Below are 17,330 nucleotides of genomic sequence, written 5' to 3'. Positions count from 1 at the left end.
CGCGCGATGGCGAAGATGATCGTGACCGCGATCGGCTCGGCGGGCGACGTGCATCCGCTGCTCGGCGTCGCGCGCACGCTGGCCGCGCGCGGTCACGACGTCGTGTTCTGCACGCATGTGCCGTTCGAGGCGGCCGTGCGCCGCTGCGGGTTCGCGTTCGTGCCGGTCGGCACCGCGGCGGAATACGACGCGGCGATGGCGAACCCGGCGCTGTGGAATCCGCGCACGTCGTTCCGCACGCTGTGGCAGGTGATCGCGCCGACGTTGCGCCCGCATTACGACGCGCTGCGCGCGCTGACCGATGCCGATACGGTGCTGGTCGGCACGCTGTGGGCGTTCTCCGCGCGCTTCATGCAGGAACTGCACGGCACGCCGTACGTATCGGTGCAGGTGTCGCCGTCGACGCTGCTGTCCGCGCATGCGCCGCCGACTCACCCGCGCCTGACGATTCCCGCGCGCTGGCCGTTGCCGGTGAAGTCGGCGCTGATGACGCTGATCGAGCGGCAGGTGCTCGACCGCGTGTGCGGCCCGGCGCTCGATGCGGTACGCCGCGAGCTGGAGCTCGCGCCCGCGCGGCGCGTGCTCGGCCGCTGGCTGCATTCGACCGACGGCGTGCTGTGCCTGTTTCCCGGCTGGTTCGCGCCGCCGCAGCCGGACTGGCCGTCGAACCATCTGCAAAGCGGTTTTCCGCTGTTCAACGATATCGCGACACCCGACGATGATGGGGCACTCGACGCGTTTCTCGCGGCCGGCGAAGCCCCGGTCGTGTTCACGGCCGGTTCGACGCTCGTCGATCATGCGGCGTATGCGCGTGCGGTGGCGGACGCGCTGCGCGCGACCGGCGCGCGCGGCATCCTGCTGACGCCGCACGATGCGGTGCAGGGCGACGACCGGCTGCTCGTGCGCCGCTTCGTGCCGATGCGCACGCTGCTGCCGCGTTGCCGCGCGCTCGTGCATCACGGCGGGATCGGCACGGCGGCGCTCGCGTGCGAAGCCGGCATCGTGCAGGTCGTCACGCCGTTCGCGCACGATCAGTTCGACAACGCGCAACGCGTCGTCGCGAACGGCTGCGGCGTGCGGGTCGACGGCCCGCTCGACGGTGCGCGGCTCGGCGCGGCGCTCGCCCGCGTGCTCGACGAACCCGCGTTCGCGGTGCATGCGGAGCGTACGCGTGCGCTGCTCGCGGCCGCGCCGGACGGCTGTGGCGCCGCCGCCGATTTCATCGAACGGTTCGTGCCCAGGCGCGGGCGCGCTGCCGCGCGGGCCGACGTCGCGGTGGCCGGCGCATGAGCACCGCGTCGCCGCTGCACGACGGGAGCGTCGCGCCGTCCGCGTTCGACGTGCCGGCGCCCGCGCCGGCCGCACAGCCGATGCGTGGTATCCGGCTCGCGCTGCTGACGTTCGCGCTGTCGCTCGCGACCTTCATCGAGGTGCTCGACTCGACCGTGACGAACGTCGCGGTGCCGGCGATCTCGGGCAGTCTCGGCGTATCGAACAGCCAGGGCACGTGGGTGATCAGCTCGTATTCGGTCGCGGCCGCGATCGCGGTGCCGCTCACCGGCTGGCTCGCCCGCCGCGTCGGCGAGCTGCGGCTGTTCGTCGGCGCGGTGCTGTTGTTTACGCTGACGTCGCTGCTGTGCGGGCTCGCGCGCGACCTGCACGTGCTCGTGATCTGCCGCGCGCTGCAGGGGCTGTGTTCGGGGCCGATGGTGCCGCTGTCGCAGACAATCCTGCTGCGCACGTTCCCGCCCGAAAAACGCACGATCGCGCTCGCGCTGTGGGCGATGACGGTGCTGCTCGCGCCGATTTTCGGGCCGGTGGTCGGCGGCTGGATCGTCGACAACTTCTCGTGGCCGTGGATCTTCCTGATCAACTTGCCGATCGGGCTGTTCTCGTTCGCGGCGTGCACCGCGATGCTGCGCCCCGACGCGCAGCGCGGCGCGGCCGGCCCGATCGACGTGCCGGGCATCGTGCTGCTCGTGATCGGCGTCGGCTCGCTGCAGGCGATGCTCGATCTCGGCCACGACCGCGGCTGGTTCGATTCGCCGCTGATCGTCACGCTCGCGGTGGTCGCGACGCTCGCGATCGTGTCGCTGCTGATCTGGGAAGCGGGCGAGGCGCATCCGGTGGTCGACCTGAGCCTGTTTCGCGACCGCACGTTCTCGTTCTGCGTGCTGATCATCTCGCTCGGGATGATGAGCTTCTCCGTGGTCGGCGTGGTGTTTCCGCTGTGGATGCAGGCCGTGATGGGCTACAACGCGTTTCATGCGGGGCTCGCGACCGCGTCGCTCGGCGTGCTCGCGCTGGTGTTCTCGATCCTCGTCGGGCTGCATGCGCACCGCTTCGACGCGCGCGTGCTCGCGACGTTCGGCTTCCTCGTGTTCGCGGCCGTGCTCGCCTGGGACGCCCAGTTCACGCTGAAGATGACGTTCGCGCAGATCGCAGCGCCCGGACTGATCCAGGGCATCGGGCTGCCGTGCTTCTTCATTCCGCTGACCGCCGCGACCTTGTCGCGCATTCCGGACGACCGGCTCGCCGCCGCGTCGAGCCTGTCGAATTTCCTGCGCACGCTGTCGGCCGCGTTCGGCACCGCGATGAGCGTGACGCTGTGGGACAACCGCGCGACCTATCACTACGATGTCGTGTCGCAGTCGGTCACCCATGCGTCGGCGAACACGCAACGCTTCGTGCATGCGTTGAACGCGATGGGCGTGGACGGCGTGCGCGAACTGACGACCTTGCATCACGTCGTGATGCAGCAGGCCTACATGATGGCGACCAACGACATGTTCTGGATGGCGAGCATGACGTGTCTCGCGCTCGCGGCGATGATGTGGCTGACGCGGCCCAAGCGCGGCGCGGCGGCTTCGTTCGGGCATTGAGGAGCGGACCATGACGACACTCGGCGCACTCGTGATCCTGTATCACCCGAGCGACGCGCAGCTCGACGCGCTGCGCGCATGGCGGCACGCATGCGAAGCGCTGCTCGTCGTCGACAACACGCCGCAGCCCGATGCGCGGGCTCGTGAACTGTGCGCACGCGAAGGCATCGCGCTGCTGCATCACGGCAATCGCGGCGGCATTGCGGGCGCGTACAACGCGGGGCTTGCGGCGCTCTTTCGCGACGGCCTCGATGCGGTCGCGCTGTTCGATCAGGATTCGTCGGTGCCGGCTGCGTATTTCCCGGCGATGCGCGATGTCTGCGCGGGGCTCGCGGGGCGTGCGTTCCTCGCCGGCCCGCGCATCTTCGACGAGAACGCGCGCAGCTTCCTGCCCGAACTCGCGACCAACGGTATCGGCTTGCGCCGCCTGCGCATCGAGCCGGGCACGCCGATGCAGCGCTGCGCGTTCCTGATTTCGTCGGGTTGCGTCGTGTCGCGCGACGCGTTCGACGTGCTCGGCCGTTTCGACGAGACGCTGTTCATCGATCACGTCGATACCGAATACAGCTTCCGCGCGCTGGCGCGCAACGTGCCGCTCTATGTCGTGCCGTCGCTGGTGCTGCCGCACCGGATCGGCGCGAAGCAGCGGCACGCGATCGGCCCTTTCGAAATGACGTCGATGAATCACTCGTGGCAACGGCGCTACTACAGCGCTCGCAATGCCGTGCAGCTCGGGATGCAGTACGGGCTGCGCTTTCCGGTGGCGCTCGTGCCGAACCTGCTGACCGTGTGGCAGGTCGTGCAGATCGCGCTGGTCGAGCGCGACAAGCGCGCGAAGCTGGCCGGCATCCTGTTCGGCGTCGCGGACGGCCTGTTCGGCCGACTCGGCCCGCTCGAGCGCACGCGACCGCGTCTGGCCGCGCGGGCGCAGCGCGTTCGGCAGGGGTGACGATGCGGCGAATGAGGAAAGCGGCGGGTTCGGCGCGTGGCGTGAAGGGCGGCTCGATGATCGCGGCCGCCGCGGCATTGCTCGCGTTGGCCGGATGCGTGCCGTCGGGATTCCTGCCGTCGCTGTCGCTGCGTGCGCCCGCCGACGATGCACTCGTGCATACCGCCGGCCCCGGCGTGAACGGCGCGTGGCCGGCGCCCGACTGGGTGAAGCAGTTGCAGGACCCGCAGCTCGACGACCTGGTCGCCGAGGCGTCGCAGCACAACCCCGATCTGCAGGTCGCGCAGGCGCGGTTGCGGATCGCGCAGGCGCAGCTTCAGCAGTTCGATTCGCTGACCGGTTTGACCGGCACGGCCGGCGCGACGATCAGCCGGGCACGGATGCCGAAACCCGGCGACATTGCCGACGTGACGGCCGGCGGCTATCGCGTGCCGGTGCAGATCTTCGGCGATCCGAACGTATCGCCGTCGTCGGTCTTCGTCGGGCTGAACTACCAGCTCGACCTGTGGGGCAAGAACCGCGCGGCGACGAAGAGCCTGATGTCGCTGCGCGACGCGGCCGGCGTCGAAGCCGAACAGGTGCGGCTCACGCTCGCCGTCGCGATCGTCACCGTGTATTGCCAGCTCGACCAGGCGTACGCGGTGCGCGACCTGTTGCAGCAGAAGCTGAAGATCAGCCAGCGCGTGACGGCCGTGCTGCGCGAGCGCACCGCGCGCGGCCTCGACAACGCGTACGACGCGAGCGATGCGTCGATCAAGCGCAGCCGTCTGCTCGAGCAGATCGCGCTGAACGACGAGCAGATCAAGCTCGCGCAACTGCAACTCGGCGTGTTGTCGGGCCGCGGCCCGGAGCGCGGGCTCGCGCTGCAGCGGCCGCGCGTCGGCGCGTTCGCGGGCGGCGCCGTGCCCTCGCGGCTGCCGGCCGATCTGCTCGGCCGCCGGCCCGACATCGTCGCCGCGCGGCTGCGGGTCGAAGCCGCGTTCGCGAATGCCGACTCGACGCGTGCGCAGTTCTATCCGGACGTGAACCTCGTCGCGCTCGGCGGCGTGTTCGCACTGACGCCCGCGTCGCTGTTCTCGCGCGATTCGCTCGCGGGTTCCGTCGGCCCCGCGATCTCGCTGCCGATCTTCGATCGCGGCCGGCTGAAGGCGAAGCTCGGCGCGGACGTCGCGCAGGCCGACGTCGCGATCGGGCTGTACAACAAGACCGTCGACGACGCGCTCGGGCAGGTCGCGCAACTCGTCACGTCGCTGCAGACGTCGCAGACGCTCGTCGCGCAGCAGCAGGATGCGGTCGCGGCCGCGCAGAAGATCGTGCAGATCGCGGCGGATCGGCATCGGCGCGGCGTGCTGATGCAGAAGGACGTCGATGTCGCGGATCTCACGCTGATCGACGAGCGCGCGCAGATGATCGCGCTGCTCGGCAAGCAGCGCACGCTGCGCATCGGGCTGATCGGCGCGCTCGGCGGCGGCTTCGACGCGGGCGCGACGCCGAACGCGTCGGCGAAACGCGGCGCCGCGTCCGCGAGCCGGAAGGCGACCGCGCGCGCAACGCCGGTGGCCCCGAGCGTGGCCGACGCGCCGTCGAATCCGATGTTCCAGCACGACCGACTGGTCGTCACGCAAAGCAACTGAATGCACCACGACAACCTTCACACCGCTCCGATGCCGGCATCGCAGGCCGATGCCGCGCTCGACGCACGGCGCGCGACGCGCCGCAAGCGCTTTCTCGTGTTCTTCGCGGCCGTGCTGCTGGCCGCCATCGCGTGGCTCGCGGTGTGGTGGCTCCGCGACCGCTACTACGAGGAAACCGACGACGCCTACGTGGCCGGCAGCATCGTGCAGATCTCCGCGCAGGTGCCGGGCACGGTCATCGACGTGCTGGCCGGCGACACGCACCCAGTGCGCGCCGGGCAGGTGCTCGTGCGGCTCGACGACACGGAGGCGTCGGTCGCGTTCGCGCAGGCGAAGGCGCAGCTCGCGCAGGCGGTGCGGCAGGTCGCGAACGCGAAGATCTCGAACACGATGTATGTGGAGGCGGTGAATGCGCGGCGCGCGGATCTTGCGCTCGCGCAGCGCGCGCTCGCGGCGCGCGCGGGCGCGTCGGTCGAGATCGTCGCGCCGGAGGAGCTGGCGCGCGCCCGCGCCGCGGTCGCCGGCGCGCAGGCGAATCTGGCGGCCGCGCAGGCCCAGCTCGACGCGGCGCGCGCGCTCGGCAGCAGGCTGCCGGTCGACGCGAGCCCGGCCGTCGTGCAGGCGGCCGCGCAGTTCAAGCTCGCGTACCGCAACCTGAAGCGCACGACGATCGTCGCGCCGGTCGACGGCACCGTCGGCCAGCGCGCGGTGCAGGTCGGGCAGCAGGTCGGGCCCGGCGTGCCGCTGATGTCGATCGTGCAGTTGAAGCGGCTGTGGGTCGAGGCGAACTTCAAGGAAGGGCAGATCCGCCACATGCGCGTCGGCCAGCCGGTCGAGATCGTGTCGGACATCTATGGCGCGCGGGTCGTCTATCGCGGCCGCGTGCAGGGGTTTTCGGCGGGCACGGGCAGCGCGTTCTCGATGCTGCCGTCGCAGAATGCGGCAGGCAACTGGATCAAGGTCGTGCAGCGCGTGCCGGTCGTGATCTCGATCGACGCGGCGGATCTTGCCGCGCATCCGCTGCGGGTCGGGTTGTCGATGCGGGCGACGGTCGATACGCATGACCGTGGCGGGCATGTGCTCGACAGCGAATCGCCGGGCACTGTACCGGCGGAGAGCACCCGCGTGCATGACGGGGTGGCGAGCGAGGCGGAGGCTGCTGCGGCGGCGGTGATTCGGGAGAACCAGGGCGGGTGAGGCGAGTGCCGTCCGTTCATCGCGCAGCACGCGTGGGGCGCCGCGCAGACCGTTCGATCCGGCGGCGGCGACGTCGATCGTCGTCGATGACGGCGGCGGACGCGACACCGGCCTCGTCATGACGAGGCCGGCATAGTCGGCACGCGCGATATCGATCGCGCATGCCGGACGCGACACGCGAACCGACGGCAGTCTGACGTGCCTGCCTGCGACGCAGGCACGCCGAGGCATCGGCCGCGTGTCGACGAACGCCGGACCCTCCGGCGTCGCGCGTTACCGGATCACTTTACCGGCATTGATCCCGATTTCGCGCACGCCCGGCGTCGAGCCGCTCGCGCTGCTCGATTCGACGACGCCGGTATTCAACCCGACGAGCGTCCCCACCGTCCCGATGGGCGAAAACGTCAGCGTGCTGCTCGACGATGAGTTCAGGATCTTGCCGCTGTTGAAGCCGACCAGTCCGCCGACCATGAAGGGCGACCCGCTGATCCGGCCGGACGACGACGACGACGCGATCAGCGCGCCGGCGTCGTTCGAACCGACCAGCCCGCCGGCCTGAAAAGCGCTGCCGGTCACGTCGCCGGACGCGACCGAGTCCTTCACCGTGCCGCCGTTCCGGTTGGCGCCGACGAGGCCGCCGATGATGCTCTGGTCTTCGGCGGAGACACGACCGCTCGCGCGCGACGCGACGACCGTGCCCGAGTTTTCGCCGACCAGCCCGCCGACCCGGCTCGACCGTTGCGCGACCACATTGCCCGTCGCCTCTGCCTCGCTGATCTTGCCGCTGTTGCTGCCGACCAGGCCGCCCGCGACGCTGTTGCTCGCGACCGTCACCATGCCGGACGCCTTGCCGCCGTCGATGCGGCCGGCATTGCGGCCCGCGAGGCCGCCGACCGTTGCCGGGCCGCTTGCGGACACGTTGCCGCCCGCGCTGCTGGCGGTGATCACGCCGTTCGACTGGTTGTCGCCGACGAGGCCGCCGACCGAGCGGCCCGTCGTCGCGCTTACCCGGCCTGACGCGGTCGACTTGTCGATCGTCGCGTCGTTGATGCCGGCGAGCCCGCCGATCGCGGCCGAATCGCGTCCGTCGACGTCGCCATAAGCATGTGAATCGACGATGCGCGCGCCAAGGTCGTTCGTGCCGACGAGACCGCCGACGGATCGCGCGCCGGTCGCGTCGACCCGGCCGTAAGCGGCCGAGCGCGAGATCGTGCCCGCCACATTCCGGCCGACGAGCCCGCCGACCACGCTGCCCGCGCCGGCCGACACGTCGACGGTCGACGTCACGCCATCGAGTTGTCCGACCAGGTTCAAGCCGACGGCGCCGCCGACGAAGTTGTTGCGGCCGCCGGCGATCCTGCCGCTGCTCGACGAATGCTCGACGACGCCGCCCTGAAGCGCGCCAACCAGCCCGCCGACGCCGTAGGCGCTCAATCCGTCCGTCCCGACGGCGGTAATGTCGACGTTCGCGGTGCTGTTCGCGATCCGCGCGGTGGTGCGTCCGTTGAGGCTGACGCCGGCGATGCCGCCGATTGCGTCGGTTTTCTGGTTGCCGATCAACCGGCCGCTGAACGATGCGCGGTCGATGACGCCGCCCTCGTTCACGCCGACGATGCCGCCGAGACGGCTGAATCGCGCGCCGGCGTGCGAGACGGTGGCGTTTGCGACGCGGACGTTCGAGATCGTGCCTTGCCGGTTGACGCCGACGAGGCTGCCCACCGCGACGAGCGGATCGGTGGACGATGCGCCGCTGGCCGAGATCGATTCGAGGACAAGGTTGCCGATGGCGCCGCTGTTCGACGCGAACAGGCCGACGGGGCCGGTGTTGTAGACGGACAGCCGGCGAATCGTATTGCCGAAGCCGTCGAACTTGCCCGTGAACGTGTGGTCGCCGCCGATGCTGCGGAAGTTCGCGCCGTTGCCGTCGAGCGCGTTGCCGAGCACGTAGCGGCCGTTCAGGTTCGCGTCGACGTTGCGCAGGTCGTCAATGGTGTGCAGCACCGTGTAGTCCTCGCCGTTCGAGCGGTACGACGCGTGCTTGCCCGACAGCGTGACGACCGCCTTGTCGTTCGTGAGCGTATGGCCCTTCGCCGAATTCAGCTCGAGGTGGGCGTTGTCGCCGGTGAGCTTGACGGCGTCGTTCACGCGGATCTTGTCGGCCGCGTTGACCACGAGATTCGCGTTCGCGCCGGTGGCCTGCAGCGTCTTCTGCAGATCGACGTTGCCCTTGCGCGAGGTCAGCGTCAGCGCGTTGTCGCTCGTCCACGATACGGGGCCGCCGACCGTCAGGTCGCCCTGCGTGTTCGCGAGTTCGACGTTCGTCGTGCCGAGGTTGCGCGACAGCGTGTCGGCGTCGATCGAGCGACCAGCGGCGTCCGTGCCGTTCACGCCCGCGTTCGCCGCCTCGATCGTCCATTTGCCGGCCGCGTTGCCGGCGCGCGTGTCGACCTGCACGTCATGCGCGACGTCGACGCGTTCGCCGCGCGTCACGACCGTGCCGGCCGGTGAACCGGCTTCGGCCGCGCTCGCGTCGAGCTTGCCGGCGACCTTGACGGTGCCGCCGTCGAGCGTGATCCTGCCGCCGCGGCTTGCCAGCCCCTTCGCCTCGATGGTGCCGGAGTTGTTGATGACCGCGCCGAGCAGGTTGCCGGCCGCGCGCGCGGTCATCAGCACCTCGCCGCCGTCGGCCTTCAGCAGGCCGCCGTTGTGCGCCTGCGCGTCGACGGCGCCGCCTTCGACCTGCAGGTTCAACAAGCCGTTGCCGTCGAAGTTGACGTTGAACGTGTTGCCCGCGCCGAGTGCGACGCGGCCGAGCTTCGCGTGGATCACGCCGTTGTTCGACACGCGCGCGCCGAGCAGCGCGACGCTGCCGCCGTCCGCGGCGGTGATCGTGCCGTCGTTGACGATCGACGCGGCCGACGTGCCCGAGAAGCGGTAGTTGCCGGCGAGGAAGTCGGCGTCGGTGAGATTCTGGGTCGATGCGACGAGGCCGCCGACGTTGATCTGCGCGCCGGCGCCGAACATCACGCCGTTCGGGTTGACGAGGAACACCTTGCCGTTCGCTTCGATCTGGCCGTCGATGCGGCTACCGTTGTTGCCGATCACGCGGTTGAGCGCGACCGATTGGCTACCGGGCTGACGGAACGACACGCGCTCGCCGCCGCCGATGCTGAAATCCTGCCAGTTGGTGACGAGCTTGTCGGTGTGCTGGTTGATGTTCATCGAGCGGCCGTCGTCGGTGCGGACGATGTCGGCCTTGCCGGCGGTGATCGCTTCGCCGGTGGGCAGCGCGAAAGCAGGCAGCGCGGCGAGGCCGAGCAGCGAGACGGCGGCGGCGGCGACGCGCTTGCCGCCGCTCGATTTGCCGCGGCGGCGCGCGGTTTCCCCGACCGCGTTCCAGCAGCGCTGGGTCGGGTTCCAGACCAGTGCGTAGGTCTTGTTCATGGTTCTTGTTTCCTCACGGTTGACGCATCGGTGCATGCCGGCGTGCGACACGCGCGATGACAAAGGAAAGCGGGCTGCGTATTGCATCCCGCTTGGGTGAAACGGACAGCATCGCTGTCCGTTGCGTCGCGGCCGGACTCCATCGATTCAAGAGCCGGCCGTTTGCAGGTGCCGGCCGCGCATGCGTCGGCCGGTCGGAGAGGGGGGATTCAGGATTGGCGCGCCGTCTCGCGGACGCTTCGCGCGGCGCGGGAGCGAGTGGCGATGGGCGTTCCCGAGCGCCGGAACGGGCAGGGTACGTATCGGATGCGCAAGCCGAACGAAGAAGGCGGCACGCGACGCGGTGATTCGACACGAATGATTAGGACAATAAAGTAATTTGACGAAGGCTCGTCAATCTTACGCAGGATCTGGAACCATTTATATTGAACAAGTACGAGCGGCAGTCCGATATCGATTTGTCTCGTCAGATATTGTTCGGACCGGTTGCATGCCGACCGCGCTGGAATGCGACGCGGGCCGTTGCCGCGCATGTCGGTGCCGGTCAATACGGTGTCGCATTTGCCACATCCATGGCGTCCCGTCCCGGTCTAACCTCAAATGGTTCGCCGTCGCCCGATGCGCCGGCGCGCAACGTATCGAAGCCAACGAGACATGGAGACAATGCGATGAGCAGCAATCGAGGGGTCGTATATCTTGGGCCGGGCCAGGTCGAAGTCCAGAAAATCGATTATCCGAAGATGGTCGACCCGAGCGGCCGCGCGATCGGCCACGGCGTGATCCTGAAAGTGGTCAGCACGAACATCTGCGGCTCCGACCAGCACATGGTGCGCGGCCGCACCACTGCTCCGGTCGGTCTCGTGCTCGGTCACGAGATCACCGGCGAAGTGGTCGAGGTGGGCCGCGACGTCGAGACGCTGAAGCTCGGCGATCTCGTGTCGGTGCCGTTCAACGTCGCGTGCGGCCGCTGCGCGATGTGCAAGGACACGCACACCGGCGTGTGCCTGAACGTGAACCCGTCGCGTGCCGGCGGCGCGTACGGCTACGTCGACATGGGCGGCTGGATCGGCGGGCAGGCCGAGTACGTGCTGGTGCCGTACGCGGACTTCAACCTGCTGAAGTTCCCCGACCGCGATCAGGCAATGGCGAAGATCCGCGACCTCACGTGCCTGTCGGACATCCTGCCGACCGGTTATCACGGCGCGGTGAGCGCGGGCGTGAAGCCCGGTTCGACGGTCTATATCGCGGGCGCGGGCCCGGTCGGGATGGCGGCGGCCGCGTCGGCGCGCCTGCTCGGCGCGGCCGTGACGATCGTCGGCGACATGAACGCGGAACGGCTCGCGCATGCGCGGGCGATGGGGTTCGAGACGGTCGACCTGTCGAAGGACGCGTCGCTCGGCGAGCAGATCGAGCAGATCCTCGGTGTGCCCGAGATCGATTGCGCGGTCGACTGCGTCGGCTTCGAGGCACACGGTCACGGCTCGTCGGGCCATTCGGAGGAAGCGCCCGCGACGGTGCTGAACTCGCTGATGGAAATCACGCGCCCGGCCGGCGCGATCGGCATCCCGGGCCTGTACGTGACGGACGATCCGGGCGCCAAGGACAAGGCCGCGCAGCACGGCAGCCTGAGCATCCGCTTCGGCCTCGGCTGGGCGAAGTCGCATTCGTTCTTCACGGGCCAGACGCCGGTGCTGAAGTACAACCGCAACCTGATGCAGGCGATCCTGTTCGACCGGCTGCCGATCGCGAAGATCGTCAACGTCGAAGTGATCTCGCTCGACCAGGCGCCGGAAGGCTACAAGAAGTTCGATGGCGGTGCGCCGCGCAAATTCGTCATCGACCCGCACGGGTTGCTGGCGGCGTGATGCACTAGCGTTCGACACGCGCGACGCGTGACGCGAGAACGGGCGGCTCCGGAGACGGGCCGCCCGTTTTTCGTTGCGAGCGCGTTCAGTGGCCGCGATAAAGCTTCGCGAGTTCGGCGTTGCTGGCGGCGGTGCGGCGTGTACGCCCGGTGTGCAGGCTGACGCGGCGGATCGCGCGCGCGGGGCGATGGGCGGTGTCGCGGTTGCCTTTCCAGTCGGCCACGCGGACTGCGCCGGCGCGGGGCCGGTCAGGCGTGCGCAATGACGGCGCGGCTTGTGCAACCGCTATCGGGCGCGTAGGTTTGCCGGCGAGCGGGGCGCTCGGTGGCGGATTGGCCGCCACTTGCGTTTGATCAGGCGAATGAAACGGGTAGACGGGTGCCGGCACGACCGGCAGCAACGGATCGTTCGATGCCTGCAGCATGGTTTCGGTCGCGACGGCGGCCGGTGCAGCGGAGCCGCGACAAACGGGATCGGCCTTGCAGGTCTGATCGACCATCACGTAGCCGCCGACCAGCAGCACGAGCGTGAGGATACTCAGGAGCGGTGCGCTCGATGCGCGCGGCCGCTGGAAAGCCGCGTTGCGCAGCGCGCGGGCGACGCGCGACGACCACGTATGGAACGATCGCGGCGCATGCACGGCACGCGCGTCGGCCGGCGTGTGGCGAATCGGCTCGAACGGCCAGTTCCACCGACCGCAGATGGGGCAGTGCTCGAGTGCGCGGAACGCGACGAAACCGCATTCGCGGCAGCGGCAGCACGTCGCGTGCCGCGATTCGGCGCGTGCATTCAGCACGGCACGCCAGGCATCGCGCGCGCGGACACTCCGGTTGGGCAGGACGCGCATCGTCAGCGACCGACGGATGCCATCGTGGGGCTACACATCGGCGGTCGTTCGCATTCGGCGTTCATTCGATTCTCCATAACATCGGACGCGTGGAACCCGTTCGTCCGCGTCTGCCTGCCGCTTCATTCTTGGTCGTTCGCGCGCGAAACGCAAGGTGCATGTCGTGCGTCGCGTGCCGCACATTTCGTGCCGCCCGTTTCGTGCTAGCCGCCGTGCCGCTGCCGGGCCGCGAGCGTGCCAAGCGTCTCCAGCGCGCGCTCGACGGCCGGGGTCCACGGCCGCCCGTAGTTGAGCCGCAAATAGCGGCGAAAACCGCCGGTCGCGGAGAAGATCGGCCCGGGCGCAATGCTGACGCCGCTTTCCATCGCGTCGTCGAACAGGTGCATCGCGTCCATGTGCGGCGGCAATTCGATCCAAAGGAAATACCCGCCGCGCGGCGCAAATACTTCGGTGTCCGTCGGAAAATACGCGCGCACGGCCGACAGCATTTGCGCTTGGTGCGCGGCGAGATTGCGTCGCAGCTTGCGCAGGAACCGGTCGTATGCGCCGTCGCGCAGGTAGCTCGATATTGCCATCTGCGCGGGTACGTCGGCGGCCGGCGCGCTCGCGCCTTTGGCCTCGCGGATCTGCCGGACGAAGCGGCCGGCCGCGACCCAGCCGATCCGGAAACCGGGCGCGAGACATTTCGAGAACGAGCCGCAATGCAGGACGAGCCCGCTGTCGTCATACAGTTTCGCGGGCCGCGTGGGCGCCGTGCCGAACTGCAGTTCGCCATACACGTCGTCCTCGATCAGCGGCACGCCGCGCGACGCGAGCAGGTCGATCAGCGCGCGCTTGCGCTCGTCGGTCAGCGTCGCGCCGGTCGGGTTGTGGAATGACGTCATGAACCAGCATGCGCGTACCGGATGCGTGTCGAGCGCCTCGGCGAGCGCGTCGAGGTCGAGGCCCGTGCGCGGGTCGACCGGAATCTCGACGGCCTTCAGATGCAGGCACTGGACGGCCTGCAGCACCGCGTAGAAGGCCGGCCGTTCGATCGCGACGATGTCGCCCGGGCGCGTCAGCGCCTGCAAGCTGAGCGTCAGCGCTTCGGTCGCGCCCGTCGTGATGACGATTTCCTCCAGCGGCAGCGACGCGCCCGCGTTCAGGTAGCGCAACGCGATCTGGCGGCGCAGTGCTTCGTTGCCGGGCGGCAAGCCTTCGAGCAGTTTGGTGCGGTCCATGTGGCGAGCGGCCGACGCCACCTGGCGCCACAGGCTGCTCATCGGGAACAGCGAATAGCTCGCGAATGCCGAGCCGAGCGGCACGATGTCGTCGCATTTGAGCGAGTCGAGCAGGCGGAACAGCGCATCGTCGTCGCCGGTTCGAGCGGCGTCGTTCTGCGCGGCGCCCGGCTTGCGCGGCGGATCGTGGCCGAACCGCACGTGCTTGTCCGCGACGTTCGCCACGAAATAACCCGAGCGCGCCCGCGCGACGATCAGGCCCTCGCTTTCGAGCGCGTAGTACGCACGAAACACCGTGGACGGGCTCACCCGATACGCGCGGCATGCCGCGCGCACGGTAGGGATGCGCGCGCCGGCCGCCAGGTCGCCGCGCCGGATCGCGTCGGCGATCGTCTGCGCCAGCACCGCATAGCGCTTCATGCGTGTCCCCCGGCCGTTGTGCCCTGATGACACAGAGTAGTACGGCAGCCGTCACGTGCAAGCGCGCCCCAAATCGCTGATCCGTATGTTTTATCGGCGCTCTGATCCTGTTCTTTCGTCTGACGAACGGGCATCCTCTCGCAAGCTTTGTTCCCGCTGTCCGACCGATACGGAATTCACGCTGCCCGACCGCGAATCCGTGACGTCCGCGCGTGTCGCGCGAGTCCTTTTTTGCGGCGTCCTTACCTTACCCGAAAGTATCCAGCGTGAAACTGCAGACCCTCGTCGCGGGCCTCGTGGCCGGCATCGCCCTCAACCTGTTCAGCGGCGTGGCCGCCGCAGCCTGCGTCAACAATCCCGCCGCCCAGCCGAACGCGACGTTCCCCGCCGCGCTGACCGGCAAGCTCGTCTACCACAGCTACGTCAAGTACGGCGACGGCACGAGCCAGCTGTTCCTCTACGATTTCTCGGCCCATACGCTGATGCAACTCAGCAAGAGCACGTGGGGCATCACCGATCCGATGAACGGCGTGTTCAGCCCCGACGGCAAGTGGCTCGCGTTCATGGGCATCAGCAACGGCGCATGGAACGTGTTCATGCTGCAGCTCGGCGCCGGTACGCCGCCCGTCAACATGACGAACAGCACGGGCGCCACGCGCAACGAAGACCCGAAGTTCAGCACGGACGGCAAGACGCTCGTGTTCAAGCAGAACGGCGACGTGAAGCAGGCGACGCTGTCGTACACGAGCGCGGGCCCGGTGTTCACGTCGGTCGTGAGCCTGACGAATGCGCCGGCCGGCGCCGAATACTCGATGCCGTTCCTCGCACCGGACGCGAGCGCCGTGTACTACGCGACCGGCACCGGCTCGAACATGGGGCTGATGAAGCGCACGATCGTCACCGGCGCGACCGCCGTGTTCGATCGTCCGGCCGGGCTGCAGACCTACTACCCGACCGTGCGTGCGGACGGCATGGTGTACTACGCGCGCTGGAAGGACAGCGGCGGGGCCGACCAGATCTATGCGAAGACGGCCGACCCGGCCTCGACGCCGAGCGCGCTGGCGCTCAACGACTGCATGAGCAACAACTCGGACCCGGCGCCGGTCAGTGGTACGAATTACCTGTTTTTCTCGTCGACGACGGCGGGTGGTTATCAGCTCTATGTCGGCGACGTGACGACCGGTCAGCGCTGGAGCCTGTCGCAGTTCGGCGTGAATGCCGACGCGACGAAGGCGAAGCTCGGCGCGAACTACTACGGCGGTCCTGCCGCAGCTCGTACGCTGCTGTCGCAGGGGCGGCCGGCCGCCGCGTCGGCGAGCTACAACGCGTCGCTCACGCCGGACAAGGCGTTCGACGGCAACACGACGAGCACGCGCTGGGATTCGCCGGAAGGCGCGGGCGTCGATCCGCAATGGATCTCGGTCGATCTCGGTGCGACGAAGACCATCAGCAGCATCGATCTGTACTGGGACGCAGGCGCGCTCGTCTACCAGATCCAGACGTCGAACGACAACGTTAACTGGACGACGATCTACTCGACGAGCAACGGCGTGTCGTACAGCCATGTGACGTTGCCGAACCTGAACGGGCACGGGCGCTACGTGCGGATGCTCGGCACGAAGCGGGCGACGCAGTGGGGGTATTCGCTCTATGAAATGCAGGTGTGGGGATCGTAAGCGCAAACGGAAAGCGGCCTTCGAGGCCGCTTTTTTGCATCAGGTACTGCCTGCCTCACGCATGCAGCACACGCGCCGGAAACGCCGGCCCCGCACTCGCCGCACCCTGCGCGAGCGGCGCGACCTGCTTGCGGCGCTCGCGCGTCGGCGCGACGCCGAACGCATCGCGATAGCTCTTGCTGAAGTGGCATGCCGACTGGAAGCCGCATGCCATCGTGATATGCATGATCGACATGTCGGTCTGCAGCAGCAGCTCGCGCGCACGACGCAGCCGCAGCGTCAGGTAGTAGTGCGTCGGCGTCATCCCGAGATGCTCGCGGAACAGGCGCTGCAATTGCCGCTGCGACATGTTCGCGAGTCGCGCGAGTTCCTCGCGCGACAGCGGTTCCTCGATGTTGTTCTCCATCAGCGAGATCACTTCGAACAGCGACTTGTTCGCCGAGCCGAGGCGAGCAACCAGCGGCATGCGCTGCTGCGCGCTCGTGTCGCGCACGTGTTCGACGATGAACTGCTCGGCGATCTGCGTGACGCGCGCGGTGCCGACGCGCGCGGCGATCAGGTTCAGCATCATGTCGAGCGGTGCGACGCCGCCCGTGCACGTGATGCGGTCGCGATCGATCACGAACAGTTCCTTCAGGAAGCGCGTGTCCGGAAACTCTTCCTTCAGCGCCGACATGTTTTCCCAGTGGATCGCGCACGCGTAGCCCGCGAGCAGCCCAGATTTCGCAAGTGCATAGGTGCCCGTGCACAGGCTGCCGAGCGGGATGCCCGAGCGCGCGAAGCGGCGCAGGGTCGACAAATGGGCGGGCGTGGTCGCGCGCTGCACGTCGACGCCGCCGCACACGAACACGATGTCGGGTTGCCCCGCGCATTCGGCCGGGCCCGTGTCGACCGTGAGGCCGTTGCTCGCCGTGACCGGGCCGCCGTCCGGGCTGATCACCGACCAGCGGTAGAGCGGCTGGCCGCTCAGATAGTTCGCCATCCGAAGCACCTCGATCGCATTGGTGAACGCGATCATCGTGAAGTTCGGTAACGGCATGAACGCGAAGTGGGACAGCGACGCTGTGCGGTCGGGCGACATGGGGAGCGTTCCTTGAATCTCTAATAGCTTTTGGCCCGGGGCACGGATCGGGCTGCGGTATTGTGTGAGCGAGTGCAACAAGCGTGCCATACGGCTAAACCCTAGCTCCGTACGT

Annotated in this window: 11 protein-coding genes; 7 read left to right on the top strand and 4 right to left on the bottom strand. The window is 68.6% G+C overall.

Annotated elements, in window-relative coordinates:
• Window positions 1-6: 6 nt before the first annotated feature.
• Genes SY91_RS23965 through SY91_RS23945 form a run of 5 tightly spaced genes read left to right on the top strand, consistent with a single transcriptional unit; the run spans window position 7 to window position 6,662 of the window.
• Complete coding sequence (locus SY91_RS23965) at window positions 7-1,290, top strand: glycosyltransferase (protein WP_124478472.1); 1,284 nt, start codon at window positions 7-9, stop codon at window positions 1,288-1,290.
• Window positions 1,287-2,882, top strand: a complete 1,596-nt coding sequence (locus SY91_RS23960; protein ID WP_185921183.1) for a DHA2 family efflux MFS transporter permease subunit — start codon at window positions 1,287-1,289, stop codon at window positions 2,880-2,882. The genes SY91_RS23965 and SY91_RS23960 overlap by 4 nt, the downstream gene beginning before the upstream one ends.
• 10 nt (window positions 2,883-2,892) lie before the next feature.
• Entirely contained in the window at window positions 2,893-3,831 is a 939-nt protein-coding gene (locus tag SY91_RS23955; RefSeq protein WP_185921182.1) for a glycosyltransferase family 2 protein, read from the top strand.
• 2 nt (window positions 3,832-3,833) lie between these two features.
• On the top strand, window positions 3,834-5,465 hold the full coding sequence (locus tag SY91_RS23950) for an efflux transporter outer membrane subunit (protein ID WP_034175172.1): 1,632 nt from the start codon (window positions 3,834-3,836) through the stop codon (window positions 5,463-5,465).
• Window positions 5,466-6,662, top strand: a complete 1,197-nt coding sequence (locus SY91_RS23945) for an efflux RND transporter periplasmic adaptor subunit (protein WP_069238073.1) — start codon at window positions 5,466-5,468, stop codon at window positions 6,660-6,662.
• Between the two features lie 273 nt (window positions 6,663-6,935).
• Here the strand turns inward: SY91_RS23945 and SY91_RS23940 are convergent, their stop codons facing one another.
• Complete coding sequence (locus tag SY91_RS23940; RefSeq protein WP_185921181.1) at window positions 6,936-10,106, bottom strand: GLUG motif-containing protein; 3,171 nt, start codon at window positions 10,104-10,106, stop codon at window positions 6,936-6,938.
• Window positions 10,107-10,774: 668 nt separating this feature from the next.
• Here SY91_RS23940 and fdhA point away from each other — a divergent pair.
• Window positions 10,775-11,971: a formaldehyde dehydrogenase, glutathione-independent gene (gene fdhA / locus SY91_RS23935; RefSeq protein ID WP_011547090.1), complete on the top strand. Its 1,197-nt coding sequence runs from the start codon at window positions 10,775-10,777 to the stop codon at window positions 11,969-11,971.
• Between the two features lie 85 nt (window positions 11,972-12,056).
• Here the strand turns inward: fdhA and SY91_RS23930 are convergent, their stop codons facing one another.
• Entirely contained in the window at window positions 12,057-12,818 is a 762-nt protein-coding gene (locus SY91_RS23930) for a hypothetical protein (RefSeq protein WP_043887190.1), read from the bottom strand.
• Between the two features lie 203 nt (window positions 12,819-13,021).
• Window positions 13,022-14,458, bottom strand: a complete 1,437-nt coding sequence (locus tag SY91_RS23925) for a PLP-dependent aminotransferase family protein (protein ID WP_023475625.1) — start codon at window positions 14,456-14,458, stop codon at window positions 13,022-13,024.
• A gap of 266 nt (window positions 14,459-14,724) precedes the next feature.
• Between SY91_RS23925 and SY91_RS23920 the strand changes: the two genes are divergently transcribed.
• Entirely contained in the window at window positions 14,725-16,134 is a 1,410-nt protein-coding gene (locus SY91_RS23920; protein WP_023475626.1) for a discoidin domain-containing protein, read from the top strand.
• Between the two features lie 55 nt (window positions 16,135-16,189).
• Here SY91_RS23920 and SY91_RS23915 read toward each other — a convergent pair whose 3' ends face one another.
• On the bottom strand, window positions 16,190-17,305 hold the full coding sequence (locus SY91_RS23915; RefSeq protein WP_080001150.1) for a GlxA family transcriptional regulator: 1,116 nt from the start codon (window positions 17,303-17,305) through the stop codon (window positions 16,190-16,192).
• Between the last annotated feature and the right edge of the window lie 25 nt (window positions 17,306-17,330).

The organism is Burkholderia cenocepacia (assembly GCF_014211915.1).
In the GTDB taxonomy this organism is placed as follows: Bacteria; Pseudomonadota; Gammaproteobacteria; order Burkholderiales; family Burkholderiaceae; genus Burkholderia; species Burkholderia orbicola.
The sequence above is the reverse complement of the archived record's forward strand: the minus strand, read 5'-3'. Positions and strand labels throughout refer to the sequence as shown.

Coding starts and splice junctions, on each gene's coding strand:
- fdhA (WP_011547090.1), top strand. CDS start 10,775: ATGAGCAGCAATCGAGGGGTCGTATATCTTGGGCCGGGCCAGGTCGAA.
- SY91_RS23915 (WP_080001150.1), bottom strand. CDS start 17,305: ATGGCACGCTTGTTGCACTCGCTCACACAATACCGCAGCCCGATCCGT.
- SY91_RS23965 (WP_124478472.1), top strand. CDS start 7: ATGGCGAAGATGATCGTGACCGCGATCGGCTCGGCGGGCGACGTGCAT.
- SY91_RS23950 (WP_034175172.1), top strand. CDS start 3,834: ATGCGGCGAATGAGGAAAGCGGCGGGTTCGGCGCGTGGCGTGAAGGGC.
- SY91_RS23960 (WP_185921183.1), top strand. CDS start 1,287: ATGAGCACCGCGTCGCCGCTGCACGACGGGAGCGTCGCGCCGTCCGCG.
- SY91_RS23945 (WP_069238073.1), top strand. CDS start 5,466: ATGCACCACGACAACCTTCACACCGCTCCGATGCCGGCATCGCAGGCC.
- SY91_RS23930 (WP_043887190.1), bottom strand. CDS start 12,818: ATGCGCGTCCTGCCCAACCGGAGTGTCCGCGCGCGCGATGCCTGGCGT.
- SY91_RS23940 (WP_185921181.1), bottom strand. CDS start 10,106: ATGAACAAGACCTACGCACTGGTCTGGAACCCGACCCAGCGCTGCTGG.
- SY91_RS23955 (WP_185921182.1), top strand. CDS start 2,893: ATGACGACACTCGGCGCACTCGTGATCCTGTATCACCCGAGCGACGCG.
- SY91_RS23925 (WP_023475625.1), bottom strand. CDS start 14,458: ATGAAGCGCTATGCGGTGCTGGCGCAGACGATCGCCGACGCGATCCGG.